This window comes from Actinomyces sp. oral taxon 897, from assembly GCF_002999235.1.
Lineage (GTDB): Bacteria > Actinomycetota > Actinomycetes > Actinomycetales > Actinomycetaceae > Actinomyces.
In genome coordinates this window covers 1,390,458-1,406,162 of record NZ_CP027236.1, presented here as the reverse complement: position 1 = coordinate 1,406,162, position 15,705 = coordinate 1,390,458, and the positions used below count along the sequence as shown (strand labels likewise).

The 15,705-nt window shown below is 72.1% G+C and carries 13 protein-coding genes; 8 read left to right on the top strand and 5 right to left on the bottom strand.

Annotated features, from left to right (window positions below):
- Positions 1–61: 61 nt before the first annotated feature.
- The 3 genes from C3V41_RS05680 to C3V41_RS05670 all read right to left on the bottom strand — a co-directional run bounded on the left by C3V41_RS05680 (position 62) and on the right by C3V41_RS05670 (position 4,069).
- A complete protein-coding gene (locus C3V41_RS05680; RefSeq protein ID WP_106109456.1) occupies positions 62–1,636 on the bottom strand; it encodes an aminopeptidase P family protein in 1,575 nt (524 codons plus the stop codon).
- A gap of 185 nt (positions 1,637–1,821) precedes the next feature.
- Positions 1,822–2,859: an ABC transporter substrate-binding protein gene (locus tag C3V41_RS05675; protein ID WP_106109455.1), complete on the bottom strand. Its 1,038-nt coding sequence runs from the start codon at positions 2,857–2,859 to the stop codon at positions 1,822–1,824.
- A 67-nt stretch (positions 2,860–2,926) separates the two neighbouring features.
- The gene (locus C3V41_RS05670; RefSeq protein ID WP_106109454.1) at positions 2,927–4,069 is read right to left on the bottom strand and encodes a Gfo/Idh/MocA family protein; all 1,143 of its coding nucleotides are present in this window, start codon (positions 4,067–4,069) and stop codon (positions 2,927–2,929) included.
- A gap of 197 nt (positions 4,070–4,266) precedes the next feature.
- Here C3V41_RS05670 and C3V41_RS05665 point away from each other — a divergent pair, with 197 nt between their 5' ends.
- Together C3V41_RS05665 and C3V41_RS05660 are read left to right on the top strand one after the other, a co-directional pair.
- A complete protein-coding gene (locus tag C3V41_RS05665) occupies positions 4,267–5,118 on the top strand; it encodes a PHP domain-containing protein (protein ID WP_106110699.1) in 852 nt (283 codons plus the stop codon).
- A gap of 175 nt (positions 5,119–5,293) precedes the next feature.
- On the top strand, positions 5,294–5,920 hold the full coding sequence (locus C3V41_RS05660; protein ID WP_106109453.1) for a MarC family protein: 627 nt from the start codon (positions 5,294–5,296) through the stop codon (positions 5,918–5,920).
- Between the two features lie 186 nt (positions 5,921–6,106).
- Here C3V41_RS05660 and C3V41_RS05655 read toward each other — a convergent pair whose 3' ends face one another.
- Entirely contained in the window at positions 6,107–7,651 is a 1,545-nt protein-coding gene (locus C3V41_RS05655; protein WP_106110698.1) for a DEAD/DEAH box helicase, read from the bottom strand.
- A 356-nt stretch (positions 7,652–8,007) separates the two neighbouring features.
- Here C3V41_RS05655 and C3V41_RS05650 point away from each other — a divergent pair, with 356 nt between their 5' ends.
- The 6 genes from C3V41_RS05650 to C3V41_RS05625 all read left to right on the top strand — a co-directional run bounded on the left by C3V41_RS05650 (position 8,008) and on the right by C3V41_RS05625 (position 15,114).
- Entirely contained in the window at positions 8,008–8,652 is a 645-nt protein-coding gene (locus C3V41_RS05650) for a ferritin-like fold-containing protein (protein ID WP_106109452.1), read from the top strand.
- A 1,758-nt stretch (positions 8,653–10,410) separates the two neighbouring features.
- Positions 10,411–11,199: an SDR family NAD(P)-dependent oxidoreductase gene (locus C3V41_RS05645; protein ID WP_254423699.1), complete on the top strand. Its 789-nt coding sequence runs from the start codon at positions 10,411–10,413 to the stop codon at positions 11,197–11,199.
- Positions 11,200–11,454: 255 nt separating this feature from the next.
- A complete protein-coding gene (locus tag C3V41_RS05640) occupies positions 11,455–11,778 on the top strand; it encodes a hypothetical protein (protein ID WP_106109451.1) in 324 nt (107 codons plus the stop codon).
- Positions 11,775–12,758 carry an alpha/beta hydrolase family protein gene (locus C3V41_RS05635; protein WP_106109450.1) on the top strand — a complete coding sequence of 328 codons (984 nt, stop codon included), beginning with the start codon at positions 11,775–11,777 and terminating at the stop codon, positions 12,756–12,758. The genes C3V41_RS05640 and C3V41_RS05635 overlap by 4 nt, the downstream gene beginning before the upstream one ends.
- Before the next feature lie 197 nt (positions 12,759–12,955).
- A complete protein-coding gene (locus C3V41_RS05630) occupies positions 12,956–13,921 on the top strand; it encodes a DUF6199 family natural product biosynthesis protein (protein WP_129591487.1) in 966 nt (321 codons plus the stop codon).
- A gap of 611 nt (positions 13,922–14,532) precedes the next feature.
- Positions 14,533–15,114, top strand: coding sequence for a DJ-1 family glyoxalase III (locus tag C3V41_RS05625; RefSeq protein ID WP_106109448.1), 582 nt, complete (start codon positions 14,533–14,535; stop codon positions 15,112–15,114).
- Between the two features lie 158 nt (positions 15,115–15,272).
- Here C3V41_RS05625 and C3V41_RS05620 read toward each other — a convergent pair whose 3' ends face one another.
- Positions 15,273–15,704 (bottom strand): hypothetical protein, encoded by a 432-nt coding sequence (locus tag C3V41_RS05620; protein WP_106109447.1) that lies wholly within the window; start codon positions 15,702–15,704, stop codon positions 15,273–15,275.
- Position 15,705: the final 1 nt, after the last annotated feature.

The window sequence follows — 15,705 nt, the reverse complement described above, 5'->3', positions numbered from 1 at the left end:
GGCCTAGGCCGGGGGCCAGCATGAGACAGCACCCGGTCAGGGGGCGGCCCCGCGGCAGGGCCTAGGACAGCAGCCCGCTCACCCAGGCCTCGACGTCGTCGGCCGTGCGGGGGATGCCCGCGGTCAGGCGCTCCACCGAGCCGTCCTCGTTGACCACGACGTCGTCCTCGATCCGTACCGCCATACCGCGCAGCTCGGCGGGCACGCGCAGGTCGTCGGCGCGGAAGTACAGGCCCGGCTCAATGGTGAAGCACATCCCCGGCTCCAGCAGCGCGTCCACGTACATCTCCCGGCGCGCCTGGGCGCAGTCGTGCACGTCCAGACCCAGGTGGTGGCTGGTGCCGTGGACCATCCAGCGGCGGTGGTACTGGCCCTCGGGGGCCAGGGTGTCCTGCGCGGTCACCCCCTCGGGCAGCAGGCCCCAGTCGTACAGGTGCCGGGCCAGGACCTCCATGGCGGCGGCGTGCAGGTCGCGGAAGCGGGTCCCGCTGTGCCCGGCCCGCTCAAAGGCCGCGTCGGCGGCCTCCAGGACCGCCTCGTAGACCCGCCGCTGGGGAGCGGTGAAGCGCCCGTCCACCGGGATGGTGCGGGTGACGTCGGCGGTGTAGAGGGAGTCGACCTCGGCGCCGGCGTCCACGAGCACCATCTCGCCGGGGCGGACCTGGCCGTCGTTGACGATCCAGTGCAGGGTGTTGGCGTGGTCCCCGGCGGCCGCAATGGTGTCGTAGCCCAGCCCGTTGCCCTCCTGGCGGGCCACCGCCCCGAAGGCGCCCTCCAGGACGCGCTCGCCGCGCCAGTGGGCCACGGCGCGCGGGATGGAGCGGATGAGGTCGTCAAAACCGGCCTTGGTGACCTCCACGGCGTGGCGCAGCTGCTCCACCTCCCAGGCGTCCTTGACCAGGCGCAGCTCGCTGGCGGCCTCCGCCAGGCGGGCGTCGGCCTCGGTGGCGGCCTGGTCGGTGGCCAGGCCCGCCGCCTGCCGGGTGGTGTTCACCAGGGCGGTGACGTTCTCGTCGGCCTCGGCGATGACACGCAGCTGGACGCCGTCGGCCCCGGCGTCCTTGGCCAGGGCGTCGGGCAGGGTGTCGACGTGGGCGCAGCGGATGCCGGTGGAGGCCTCCACCTCCTCCACGGAGGGGCGTACCCCCACCCACAGCTCCCCGTAGCGGGGGTCGGCGTAGAACTCCTCACTGGAGCGCGACGCCCGGGGGCGGAAGTAGAGGACCGCCTCGTGGGAGGGCGTGTCCGGCGGCACCGGGGTGCCCGGTGCGGTCAGCGGCTCCAGGACCAGGACCGCGTCGGGCTCGAAGTCCGTCCCCGTGCCGGCCAGGTGCGCGAAGGCGCTGTGGGGGCGGAAGCGGTAGTCGCAGTCGTTGTTGCGCACCTTGAGCGTCCCGGCGGGCAGGACCAGGCGCTCACCGGGGAAGAGGGCCCCCAGGGCCGCTCGACGCCGGGCAGCCCAGGGGGCGGCCTGGGACAGGGGCGGCAGGCCCTCGGGCCGCGGCCCCCAGCCGGAGCCGATGAAGTCCCGGAAGGCCTGGTTGGCGGGCTGGGCGGAGCGGTTGCTGCCCCGCTGGGCCAGGGACTGGCTGGTGTCGGTGCCGGAGGCGGTGCTGGGAGAGGGCTTGTCGGTCATGGGCCTATTCTCCCACGTCCCCCGCCCGCCGCCGGTGGGGTGCAGCTGGTGGCCCTGGTCGCCACCGGGGCCTTGGCCCCCTTCCCGCCGCCGGTGGGGTGCAGACCCCCCTGGGCGCGCTCGCGAGGACCTAGGGGTGCCCCTTCCCGCCGCTGGTGGGTGCGGACGCCGGGGCGGGGCGGGCCTCACCGGAGACTGGAGGAGACCTGGTCCAGGACCACCCGTGCCGCCGTCGGGCCCGGGTTGAGGAAGAAGGGGTCCTCCTGGACCTGGACGGCCCGGTTCGCGCTGACCGCGCCCAGGGACGACCACCCCTGCATGCCGGTGAGCTCATTGGCGCGCCCGCCGCGGACGGCGTAGAAGATCCAGTCGGCGTCGGTCTGGCCCAGGTCCGTTGGGGTGAGCTCCTGGGAGGTGGTGTCGGTGAAGGCCTGGGGGCCGGGGCGGGCCACGCCCATGTCCGCCAGGACCGACCCGGCCAGCGAGGCGGGGCCGAAGACGTGCAGGTGCCCGTTGACCAGGCTCAGCAGGGAGACGGTGGGGGAGCCGGGGGCCTGGCTGGCCGCCCTGGTGTCGGCGTGGTAGGTCTCCAGCCAGGTCTGGGCGGACTGGGTCCTGCCCAGCGCGTCGGCCACCAGCAGGAGGTCCTGCTTCCAGGACCGGTCGGTGCCCTGGACGGCGACGGTGGCGGCGACCTCGGACATCTCCCGGTAGAGGGAGTTGGCGTCCTGGGCGTCCGCGCTCATGAGGACCAGGTCGGGGCGCAGGTCGATGACGGCCTGGAGGCTGGGCCGGATAGTGCCGGCCAGGTTGGTGACGGCGCCCAGCTGGTCCGCCTGGGCGTCAAAGGCGCTGGCCAGGTACTCGGGGACGGTCTCGGCCCCGTCGGCGGCCGCGCCCACCGGCACGGTGCCCAGGGTCAGGACCGCGTCCAGCAGGCCGGGGGCGATGACCACGACCCTGGTGGGTGCGGCAGTGATCGTGGTCGACCCCCGCAGGTGGTTGACGACCCGGGGGAAGACGTCGTCCTCCGCCCCCGACCCGGTGCCCGGGGCGAAGCCTGTGGGCACGGAGGAGAGGGGGCCGCCGGAGGTGGGGGACGAACCGGTGGCTGGGGACGTGGGGGTGGGCGAGCTGCTGCCGGACCCGGAGCAGGCGGTCAGGACCGTGGTCACGGCGACCGTGCCGACCAGGGACAGGGCGGAGCGACGGGTCGTTGTCATGACGTGGAGGTTAGCCTGGGCGACGCTCCGAGGTCCAGGAGGTCTGAGCTGCGGTGCGGCGCGGCGCTCAGTGGTCCGGGGACGGGCTCGGCGTGCCCCGGTCACCGGTCAGGACAATGCCGCACTGGCGCCGGGCCTCGGTAAGGATCTCGACGGTGCGCACCGAGTCCGCCAGGGGACGCAGGGCGGACTCCCGCTCCCCGGCACCCAGCGCCCGCACCACCTCCGCCAGCTCGTAGGCCAGGACCGGCCCGCGTCGCTCCACCTGCCGCACCCGGGTGCCCGCCCGGGTGACGTCACCTGCCCCGGTAGACGCGACGCCCGTCCCGGGGTCCGCCGGCGGCGCGGGCACGGCCCTGGCCGGGCTCAGGGTGGTCAGCCGCCGGGGCCACTGGCAGTCGTCCACTATCAGCGCGGTGGCGTCCCCGGTCAGGACCGATGGCACGACGGCGGGGGAGGTCTTGGAGTGCAGGCAGGTCACCTGCAGCCCGGCCCAGGCGCCGTCGTCGTAGTCCAGGACGACGGTGCCGTGGGAGTCCGCCCCGCTGTCCAGCAGCTGGGCGCTGGCGGTGACGCGCGTGGGCGACCCGAACAGGTGGACCGCCAGGCCCACGGGGTAGACCCCCAGGTCCATGAGGGAGCCCCCGCCTGCGGCCGGGTCGAGGGCCGCGGGCAGGGCCCCGCCGCGGTAGGCCTCCATCCGGCTGGAGAACTGCTCCTTGACCAGCAGGGCCCGGTGCACCCTGCCCAGCTCCCCGCTGGCCAGGACCTCACGCAGCGCCGCCACCCCCGGCTCGAAGGCGGGTACCCAGCCCTCCATGAGGAAGCGGTCGGCCGCCCTGGCCGCGGCGACCATGGCCCGGGCCTGGTCGGGGCGCAGTGCGAAGGGCTTCTCCACCAGCACGTGGAAGCCCGCCTCCAGGGCGGCCACAGCCTGGTCGGCGTGGAGGACGTTGGGGCTGCCCACGTAGACCAGGTCCGCGGGGGTGGGGCCGGTGGGCCCGCAGGCCGCCAGCAGCTGGGGGACGGTGGCGTAGGAGGCCCCGATCCCATGCTCGGCGGCGAAGGCGGCGGCGTGCGCAGGGCGGGCGGAGACCACCGCCACCACCTGCACGCCCGGGGTGAGCGCGGCGGCCTCCATGAACCAGCGGGCGATAAAGCCCGCGCCAATGACCGCCACCCGGACGGGTGCGGGAGCAGGGGACGTCATACCTCGAGGGTACCCCGGGGCGCCGGGCTGGCGGGGCGGTAGCTCGGCCCGACTGGGTACGGGCCAGTTGGCGGGGCGCCGGGGTGCTGGCCCACGGGCGCCGGGCTGGTCAGCTGGGCGTCGGGCTGGCGGGGGTCGGGCTGGACGCAGCCCACCGGGACGCCGGACTGGCGGGGGCCGGTCGTAGACTCGTGGCCGTGCGCATTGACCCCCACACCCACTCCTCCTGCTCGGACGGCACCGACACCCCGGCCGAGCTCATGGCCGCAGCCGCCCGGGCGGGCCTGGACGTGGTCGGTCTGACGGACCATGACACCACCGACGGCTGGGCCGAGGCCGCGGCCGCCGTCGGGCCCACCGGCGTCACCCTCCTGCGCGGCACCGAGATCTCCTGCGCGGCCGACGGCGTCACCCTCCACCTCCTGGCCTACCTGTTCGACCCCGCCGACCCCGACCTGGTCCGGTCCCTCGCCCGGTCCCGCTCCTCACGCGCCACCCGGGCCCGGGACATGGTCGAGCGCCTGGCCGAGGACTACCCCGTCACCTGGCAGGACGTGCTGGACCAGGCCGGTGGGGCGGTGACGATCGGACGCCCGCACATTGCCGACGCCCTGGTGGCAGCCGGATCCTTCCCCGACCGCTCCGCCGCCTTCGCCGGGCCCCTGGCCACCAGCTCGCCCTACTACGTCCACCACTGGGCCCTGGACCCCGTCGAGGCGTGCGTGCTCGTGCGCGCCGCCGGAGGGGTGCCGGTGGCCGCCCACCCCCGGGCCGCCACCCGGCAGCGCCGGCTCGTGCCCGACGAGACCTTCGCCGCCATGGCCGAGGCGGGCCTGGCCGCCCTGGAGGTTGACCACCGCGACCACGGGCCCGCCCAGCGCGAGGCCGCCCACCGCCTGGCCCGGCGCCTGGGCCTGGGGGAGTCGGGCAGCTCGGACTACCACGGCACCGGCAAGCCCAACCGCCTGGGGGAGAACCTCATGCCCCCCGCCCTCCTGGAGCAGATCGTGGCCGAGGGGCGCCTGGCGCTGGTCACCCCGGCGGACTGAGGTGCCGGACGTCCCGATGGACTGAGGGAGGTACTGGGCGCCGGTGGACGGCCTCGGCCCAGGTCAGGGCGGCCAGGATCCTGCGGTAGCCTGGTGAGCCGGGCCAGGGCGGACCGTACCGTCCCTGGCCGCCCCGTCCAGGAACACTCCGCACAGAAACCGGTCCGCCCCGCCCATGCTCGACGCCGTCATCAGCCTCCCCCTCCTTGCCACGTCCTTCACGACGATCCTGGTCATCCAGGACCCGCTGGGGGCGGTCCCGATCTTCCTGTCGCTGACAGGCCGGCAGAGCGCCCGGGAGCGGGCCAGGTCCGCGGCCCAGGCCACCTTCCTGTCCTTCTCCGTCATCCTGGTCTTCACCTTCTTCGGGCGCTACATCCTGAAGTTCCTGGGGATCTCCGTGCCCGCCCTGCAGATCTCCGGCGGCCTGCTGCTCCTGCTGGTGGCCCTGGAGCTGCTGACGGACAAGGCGGACGAGGGCCCCGACCCCAGTGCGACCGCCAACGTGGCCCTGGTCCCCCTGGGCACCCCGCTGCTGGCCGGGCCGGGCGCGATCGTGGCCTCCATGGTGGCCGTGGAGTCGGCCCCGACGGCCACGGTCGGCTGGGTCAGCGTCACGGTGGCGATCGTCCTGACCCACGTGGTCATCTGGGCCACGCTGCGGGCCTCCCTGACCCTGCACCGGGTGCTGGGGGAGTCCCGCATCCTGGTGCTCACCCGCATCTTCGGCCTCCTGCTGGCCGCCATCGCCGTGCAGATGATCGGCGACGGCATGACCGCCTACATCCAGGAGACCTTCTGAGCCAAGCGCGGCGGCCCAGCTGGTTCTCCGGGCCCCTGACCCCGGTCCTGGGTCGAGCGCGGCGGCCCGCCGACGTACCCGTCGCCCACAAAGGGGCTGCACCTCGCGCGGGCCCTGTCACCCCACACGTCCTCTTAAGGCCTTAACAACGACCGAGCCCGCCTAGCGCGGGCCCTACCGATGCGCTCACTCCCCGCCGCGGATCTCCTTGCCGCCGCGCGTGCGCTTGCGCTTACGGCGCGGACGGTCCCCGGTGACCCGGGCGGTGCGGGAGGTCGCGCGTACCGGGACGGCCCCGGTGCGATCACCGCGTTGGTGCCCCCGGCCGCGTCGGCCCCCGCGTCCCTGCCGGCCGTGGCCGTGCCGCCGTCCGGTCTCCCCCAGGTCCTCGATCTCCTCGGCCGCCAGGCCCTCCAGGGTCCGCTGGGAACGGGGCAGGGTGCCGGTGACGTCCTGGGGGATCGCCAGGTCGGTGTAGAGGTGGGGGCTGGTGTGGTAGGTCTCCACCGGCTCCTCCATCGGCAGGCCCAGGGCCTTGGCAATGAGGCGCCAGCGGGGGATGTCGTCCCAGTCCACGAAGGTCACGGCGGTGCCCGAGTGCCCGGCGCGTCCTGTGCGCCCGATGCGGTGGACGTAGATCTTCTCGTCCTCGGGGCACTGGTAGTTAATGACGTGGGTGACGTCGTCGACGTCGATCCCGCGCGCGGCCACGTCGGTGGCTACGAGCACGTCTACCTTGCCCTTGCGGAAGGCCCGCAGGGCCTGCTCGCGCGAGCCCTGACCCAGGTCCCCGTGCAGGGGGGCGGTGGCGAAGCCCCGTGCGCCCAGGTCCTGGGCCACCCGGTCGGCGGTGCGCTTGGTGCGCGCGAAGATAATGGTGCGTCCCCGGCCGGTGGCCTGGAGGATCCGGGAGAGGACCTCCACCTTGTTCAAGGAGTGCGTGCGGTAGACCACCTGCTGGGTGGTCGTGACCGTCATGCCCTCGTCGCCGGGGTCCTGGGCGCGGATGTGGGTGGGCTTGGTCATGTAGCGTCGCGCCAGGGCCACGACCGCCCCGGGCATGGTGGCGCTGAAGAGCATAGTCTGGCGGTCGGTGCGGGTGCGGGCCAGGATCCTCTCCACGTCGGGCAGGAAGCCCAGGTCCAGCATCTCGTCGGCCTCGTCCAGGACCACCGTGGTCACGTGAGCCAGGTCCAGCAGGCCCCGGTTCATGAGGTCAATGACCCGCCCCGGGGTGCCCACGACCACCTCGGCGCCCTCCTTGAGGGCCTCGATCTGGGGCTCGTAGGCGCGCCCCCCGTAGACCTGGACAATGCGCACCGTGCGCCGGGCCGCCGCCATGGACAGCTCCTCGGCCACCTGCTTGGCGAGCTCGCGCGTGGGCAGGATAATGAGCGCCTGGGGGGAGCCGGCGGCGGGGTCGGCGTCCCAGCCCTCCTCCCCGGGGCCCAGGGTGTCCATGAGCAGCGGGATGCCGAAGCCCAGGGTCTTGCCGGTGCCGGTCTTGGCCTGGCCGATAATGTCCTTGCCGTCCAGGGCCACTGGCAGGGTCAGGGCCTGGATAGGGAAGGGGTGCGTAATGCCCTTGGCGGCCAGCGCCTGGCAGATCTCGGGCTCGACGCCGTAGCTGGCGAAGGTCCGCGCCCCCAGGTCCGTCGTGGTGCCCTCGTCGGTGATGTCGGGGGTGGCCTCGTCCAGGACGGGGGCGTGGGCGCCGGCGGTGCGCAGGATGCCGGAGGCCTGGGGCTCGGATCCCTGGGGCTCGGCGTCGTGGGCCCCGGTAGCCTGGGGCTCAGCGGGCTGGGCCCCGGTAGCCTGGGGCTCAGCGGGCTGGGGCTCCGGGGCGGTCCCGGTCGTGGGCTGGGGCCCGGCGGCCTGGGCAGCCTGGTCAGCGGTCGCGGCATCGTAGGCGGCGGTGGCGACGTCGGTAGTCGCGGTGTTCTCGTTGGTCACGAGCATCCTTTGGTCGGTAGTACCTTGTCAGGGTAACGGCCCTGAGCGGCGTGGTGCCACGGAAGCGGTGGCACGGGGCCGTCGCCGTGGGGGAACTCACGCGACACGAGGCCGTAGACCGTAGGCTGGGTGCTATGACGCCTCCTCCCGCCTCCTCCGCGCCCTCATCCTTCACCCGCACCGCCTTCGGGCTTATCGGGTTCGCCTGCACCCTGGCCTGCACCCGGTACGCCAAGGACGCGGACAAGGCCCCCACCATGGTCTCCCGGGTCGAGCTCCAGCGGATGAGCGCCGCCAAGGTGCAGGCCTTTGAGCAGGTGGCCGACCTGGCCCAGGAGGTCGGCGTGGACGTGTACGCGGCCGCCGAGCCCTTTACCGGGGCCCTGGGGGACTTTGACGAACGGCTGCGGCCGGTGGACTGGGAGGAGCGGCTGGTCAAGACCTACCTGACGTTCGGCCTGCTCACGGACTTCTCCATGGCGCTGACCAACAGCCTGCCGGAGGACGTGGGCCTGCGCCTGCTGGAGGTGGTCAGCCAGGACCGCTTTGGCGGCTTCGCGGCCAACGAGCTGCTGGAGGACATTGCGGCGCAGCGCCAGCTTGCGGCCCGTATGGGCCTGTGGGGGCGCCGGGTCGTGGGGGAGGAGATCGGCAGCCTTCTGCGGATCCTGGCCCGCTCCCCGGAGCTGCTGGAGGGGGGAATGGGCGTGGAGCAGTTCCACGCGGTGCTCTCCGCGGGGGCGACCTCCCGCATGAGGGGCCTGGGGCTGCGCGTGTGACCAAGGACCACCCGGCGCGCCGCCCTCCCGCCCCCCGCCCGTCGCCCCGCTCGTGAGAACGGTACTTATTGCTCGCGAGAACGGTACTTGTTTGTGCTGAGAACGGTACTTGTTCGTCGTGAGAACGGGTGTCCGCGGCTGGCTCCCGCAGGGGCACGATCGTGTACAGCGTGAACAGAATGCGATCTAGCTGTGGGGAACGAGGTGTCTTCTGGATGCACTGGTGTGGGTGGGGGGCGCGTGCTACCATTTTATTCGTGGGGGCAGGACTGGGACCAGCGCGGGGCGGTATCCGGGATGTCGTCTTTGAGTCGTATGCGGAAGGGCTCCTCCTGCTATCTTCTCTGCCCCGGACAAGTGAGTTCCCGGTTCGTTCTTGTTCTGGTGCTGTGCTGAGGAGCCTAATGACGTGGTCTGCCTTATTGTGCGCATCCTGCGTGGGAGGGAGTGGGGCTCTGCCCCTGGCGGGCCGGGTACGGGAAGGTGCATGTCCTGTGCGGGACGGGCAAAGGTCTACGGCGCGGTGCTCGCGCTCGACGACGAGGCCTGTGCTGGGAGGGTCTGGCGAGCGGAGGGGACGCATGTGCGGGTGCTAGCGGGGTCGAGACCAGCCGGGCTTGTGGTCTTGGTCACCACCGGTGTGGTGCGGGACACCCCTCGCGACTGCCACTTTTCCGCATGGTCTCGTCCAAAGCCGGCGCCGGATCCGCCCCCGGGGCCGCCGGTGGCGAGTGGCGTCATACCAACGAAAGGTGGTAGAAATGGACCCGTTCCAGCCACCTCCGGAAGGGCCCCGCAGGGCCGGTGGCGATCCAGCCCCTGGAAACGTTGCAACCACGCGCCTCCCAGGAGCAGGGTCAGGGAGCACCCCGCACCGCTAGGTGCATTAAGACCTAGGCGAGTCCTGGGACTCCTCGCCGTTGTTGGTCAGGGAGCACCCCGCACCGCTAGGTGCATTAAGACCCGGAGACCGCGCCCTCGAATTCGATGAACTCGTCGGTCAGGGAGCACCCCGCACCGCTAGGTGCATTAAAACTTTTGTGGCGCGGGCCTTGCTGCCCCACGCCCCTGCGTCAGGGACCACCCTCTCCTTTATGACACCGTTCTGTCCCATTCGCGCTATGGTAATTAACGTGTGAATGGGGCGGGACGGAAATCCCCTGCCTTTCGTGACGTTGGCCCGGCCGGTGGGGCGTCTATCGTGTTCTCGTGGCATGGACCCGGGTGGTCTTATACAATGCTTTGGATAACCTGCCGCTTGTCTGTTGGCCCGGTTCCGTGCGTGTGTCGCAATCTGAGGATCAGAACGAGGGTCACCCTCGGCCGTGCCGAGGTCCAAGCTCCTGACCTGCGTGGACATTGGGCGCACAAAGATGAAAACAGTATGGACCCGGCTCTGATCCTCAGATTGCGACAGAACCGTCCGCCCACCACCGCCGGGGCCGCGCATAACCTCCTGTCCTCACCCTAGGTACAGGGCGGGACGGGCCCAGGGCGAGCGGCGAGGCGCGGGTGCGTGGCGGTTTGTTGTGTGTCGTGGTGAGACGGGCCCCAGGGCGGGCGGCGAGGCGGCGCGGGGCGTGAGGGTCGTGGTGGTGGCCCAGGTCAGGTCCCGGACCAGGACGCGAGACGGGTTCTTGGTCCCTTGCCAGGCCCCGGTCGTCCCGGCACCATGGTGACCAGCGCGCCCCTGCCCCGTCGTCTCGTGGCAGGGACAATGCGACAGGCCAGGTAGGAGCCGTAGGAGAGGACACCACCATGAGCAGCACCATGAGCAGTACTTTTGACCTCAGCGGGAAGGTCGCCGTCGTCGTCGGGGCGAGCTCGGGGCTCGGCGCCGACGCCGCCCGCGCCTACGCCGAGCACGGCGCCGACGTCGCGCTGCTCGCCCGGCGTCTGGATCGCCTGGAGGCCCTCAAGGCGGAGATCGAGGCCGCCGGGCACCGCGCCGTCGCCGTACGCTGCGACGTCACCGACGAGGACAACTGCCGGGCCGCCGTCGACGCGGTCATCGACGCCTACGGGCGCATTGACATCCTCCTGAACAACGCGGGGGTGGCCGTGCGCGGCGGCGTCGACACCCTCACGGACGCCGACTGGGACCGCTCCTTCGACACCAATGTCAAGGGCATCTTCCACGTCAGCAAGTACGTCGTGCCCCGTATGCGTGAGCGCGGCTACGGCAAGATCGTCAATATCGCCTCGGTCAACGCCGTGGTCGCCGACAAGCACGACGTGTTCATCCGCCACGCCTACAACGCCTCCAAGGCCGCGGTCCTGGGGCTGACCCGGGGAATGGCCTGCTCCTACGCCCGCTACGGCATTACCGTCAACGCCATTGGCCCGGGCCTGTTCGAGTCCGAGATGACCGCGGACACCCTGTTCAGGAGCGAGGAGTTCCTGTCCGCCTACAACGCCCACAACCCCACAGGCCGCCCCGGCGGGCGCGGGGAGCTCAACGGGACGATCCTCTACCTGTCCTGCGACGCCTCCAGCTACGTCCAGGGACAGTTCATCCTCGTCGACGGCGGAGCGACGCTCGTGTGAGGCCGCCAGCACCCTGGTGGAGGCCATGAGGGCCGGTCCCGCGCAGCGGAGGCAGTGCAGTGGGGGCAGTAGCCTGGCGGCGGCCCGGCGGGTGGGGATAGTGCGGCCGGTCCCACGTGGTGGGAGGCAGTAGAAGGGCGCGGACTATATCGGTCACGCCCGTGGAGCCGGTCTCACGCAGGTAGGGTCAGACCCGGACGCCCCTCACATGAGGGGATACGACCCTGAGCCGGCCCCACGCAGTAGGGTCACCCCATGGACGCCACCAGCACCACCAGGGCGGGCACTAAGCCCGTGGACCTGAGCGGGGTGCCGGAGACCATGCTGCAGCCACTGTGCGCCAGGGCCCAGCACACCCTCTCACCACGCCCCCGGTTCCAGGACCACGACGCCGTCGAGCTCGTCTCACGCCTGGACCACGACGCCGCAGCCCGCACTGGCCGTCCCACGGCCGAGAGGGCCGTGGCTCGCCCACTCACCCAGCGCCTATCGGTCCTGCGGGCCCGCCGTGCTCCCCGCCCCCGTACTGGGGGCCGGGACCAGGGGCCCGTCACCGGGCAGACGGGGGAGAGGCCATGACCTCACCGACCGGACGCAGGGCCGTGCTCAGGGCCCTGGGCGCCACCGGCGCCGCCACCCTGCTGGGAGCGGTCGCAGCCTGCGCCTCCGGCCCGGGGTCTGAGGCCGAGACCGCCCCGGCGTCGGACGCCGCCTCCCCGGGTAGCACCCCGGACGCTGCCTCCCCGGGCTCCTCGGCCCCCGCCCCCCAGAGCACCCTGCCCACCTACGCCTACGAGACCCGTGACCTTGACGTGACCAGCCAGGGGCAGACCCTGCCCGGGCGTCTCTACGTGCCTGCTGCCGACGCCGCCGTCCCCCTGGTCATCTGCTCCCACGGGCTGTGCAGCGCCCCGGACGACGTCGCCCCGGTGGCCCAGGCCCTGGCGCGCCTGGGGCTGGCCGCCTACTGCCCCTCCTTCCGCGGCGGAGGACCGGGCAGCGTCGGGGACATGACCCGTATGTCGGTCATGACGGAGGTCGCCGACCTGGAGGCGGTGCTGACGGCCGCCCGTACCGCCACCGGGGGCTGGGAGGTGGTTGACCCCGGGCGGATCGTCCTGCTCGGCGAGAGCCAGGGCGGTGAGGTCAGCGCCGTGACCGCCGCCCGCCACCCCGAGCAGGTCGCGGGCCTGGTCCTGTGGTACCCCGCCTTCTCCATTACCGACACGCTCCACAGCCTCTACACCTCCCTGGACGCGGTGCCTCAGGACTACAGCTTCCTGGGGTGCGCCCTGGGGCGCGTCTACGCCCAGGACATGTGGGACTACGACGTCTACACCGAGATCGCGGGCTACACGGCCCCGGTCCTCATTGTCCACGGCAGCGACGACCTGGTGGTGCCCTACCGCTACTCCGAGCGCGCCCGGACCACCTACCCCGACGCCGAGCTGGTCAGGATCGACGGTGCCGGGCACGGTTTCGACGAGGGCCCCCAGGAGCAGCAGGCCATGGCCGCGACCGTCAGCTACCTCCAGCGCATCGGGGTAATGAAGGCCTAGGCGCACCCCCGAGGCCGTGGACGGCGGGGCGAGGTCGCAGGTGGTCTGCCAGCCCGTCATAAAGAGACGGGAGGCCGTGGACGGCGGGGGCGAGGGCCGGGACCGGGTAACGGTCTTACTCTCGGTACGAGTGCCGGGGCCGGTGTACTGTGGGGGGTGTCTCAAAGGCTGTCGGCCGGTACCGAGAGGAGTCCCACGTGTTTGCGGTCCTAGTCGTAGCCATGGTGCTGATCCTGCTGTGGGCGGCCATCTCCCCGGAGTCGATGTGGAGCACCACCTCCGCCTGGCAGTACCGCGACCCCGAGGCCAATGAGCCCTCCGACGCCGCCTACGCCGTGCAGCGCGTGGGCGCGGTCCTGGGACTGGTCCTCATTGCCATTCTCGTCCTGGTAGTGGTCAACCGGGACCCTCCGAAGCCCGCCGCCCCCAGGCCTACGTGGGCCGACGACATCCTCAAGTGGTCGACGCCCTCCATTAGCCGCGTCACTCCTTCGGCCACCCAGGCCTTCCCGACCCAGGACGACTCGGTCCTGTCCGCTGACACCCCGACGCTCATGACCGTCCTGCCCGACGCTGCTAGGAACCAGGGCTACACCCAGGCCAACGTCTCCACGGCCTCCGTGCAGGGAACCTACTACCAGTGGCTGGCGGAGGACCACCCCCAGGCGGTGGCCTCGGCGCCCGTGGTCGACTCCTCCGTGGCCCTGTCCACCCGAAACCGGGACGCGGCACTGACCGGGGACACCGGGGAGGAGCTCCTGGGGGAGGACTCCTACCTGCTGGTACGGCTGGACGTGCCGGCCTGTGCCGTGACGGACGCCAGCATCTCCGCAGACGGGTACGCCCACGCCCTCACGGTGAGCGTCACGATCCTCAAGGACACCGCCCTGTGCGGGCAGACCACGGACAGGCCGCTGGTGGCTGTCGCCCTGACCCCCCAGCAGGTGCAGCAGGCCCAGGACTACGAGTCACCGGCCTACTCCGTCTACCAGTACCACGGGTACGGGTACGGGCAGGGGCGCGGACAAAGCTACTCCCGGTCCGAGGGCTACTACCCCTCGATCTTCCGCTACAAGGGCGAGGTGCACAGGACCGATCAGCAGCACGTTGACCACCTGGCCTCTAAGGCTATGGTACCGTGGAGGCTCGTGGCCAAGAATTGAGGGCGGTCCGAGCGGGCTGCGGCGTTCCTTCCCCACGCCGACCTCCCCATACACGGTCTGCTCTGGTCCTGGACCAGTCCCCCTCACATGGCCGCGTACGGGCGCGTCGCGGCCCCGGGGTCTCGCTCGGGGCCACGACGGCGTCGGTACCCCGCGTTACCTCCGTTACCCCCTGTCGTGGCGCGTCTTCTGGCGGGGTGCGTGGCCGCTGGTACGGGCTTGAGGTCGCGATCGCGTACACCAGCGCCGCCTACGGGTGCGTGGCCGCTGGTACTGGTACGCCCCTAGGCTCCCCGTGCGCCCGGGGGCGTGGGTACCTGCCCTGAATGCGCCCCGGCCTCCCAGGTCAGTGGCCTCCAGGCCGATCAAGGGGTCGCCCCCGGCCCCTTGCGCCCGGGCCTCCCGTGTGCCGGGCCTCCTGCGGCGTCGGGGCACCCGTGCCGGTGCGCTACGGCCTCTCAGGCTTTTGTGCTCGGGTCTCCCCGCGCAGACCGTGCCCAAGTCCGGCAGTGAAAGTCCCCGGCCTTTCGCGCCCCGGTCTCCCGTGTGCCGAGCCTCAGGAGCGGATCCGACGGCGTAGCCTGAGGGGGTCCCGAGCACCAGGAGGAGTCATGGCCCAGTTCGTCCCAGCAACCAGCCACCGCGTCGCGGCCCTTATCGCCCCCGGCCTGGAGGAGGTGGAGGCCCTGGCCGTCGTGGACCTCCTCTACCGGGCAGGGATTCGCACGGACATGATCGCCGTGGGGCCGCAGGTCCAGGTGGTCTCCTCCCACGGCATCACCCTGACCTGCGACCACGTCCTGGACCAGGTGGACCTGGCCGACTACGACCTCCTCTTCCTGCCCGGAGGCATTCCCGGCACCCCCAACCTCGACGCCTGTGAGCCCCTGATGGCGGAGGTGGAGGCCCGGGTGCGTGCCGGGCGGCCGGTGGCGGCGATCTGCGCGGCGCCGTCGATCCTGGCGCGCCGGGGCCTGCTGGAGGGCCGCCGGGCGACCTCCAACCCCGCGTTCACCGACGTCCTGGCCGAGCACGGGGCGCTGGTCAGCCAGGACAGCGTAGTGGTGGACGGGACCCTGTTCACCAGCCGGGGCATGGCCACCGCCGTCGACCTGGGCCTGGAGATCGTGCGGTACTACCTCGGGGACGACGCCGTGGAGAACCTGAAGAAGGCCGTCGTCTACCAGCGCTGAGACCGCTACCCGCACCCGCCCCGCCCTCGCGGAGGAGGCGGCGGGGGCGTTCCCGGTCATGTCGGGACCGGGGACGCCCCCAGCTGGCTCCTCCGCAAGAGCGGCTCCAGAAGTCGGTACGGGTTCGTCTGGGGCTGGCTCCTTCGTGAGAGCGGCGTTCAGTGACGCGGACCTCGCGGGAACGGAATCAGGGCGAGCAGTACCATGAACGCTCCGATCGTTCCTACTATGGCGATACTGACGACCCCCAGGTTGAGCCGGGTACCCATGGCGGTGGCGATCAGGAGACCGCCCAGGACCACCAGGAGGACTCCCCACACGAGGGTGCTCGTACGCAGGCCGCCCGGGGCCGGCTCCGGGGCCGCGGCGGGGACGTGGGTCCGGGCGCTCCAGACCGTGTCCTGCGGCAGGTCACCCGGGGTACTCGGGGACGTGGTGCCGGTGGTCCCGGCCCGCGGCTCCGCCTGGGAGCCAGGTTCTGGCAGGCTCCAGGTGGTCGGGCTCCCCGCACCGGCGTCTGCGGGGTCCGGGGCGGGTCCCGGGGTCCGGGCCGAGGGGGAGGCGGACGGGGTGCTCGCGCTGCTGTGCATG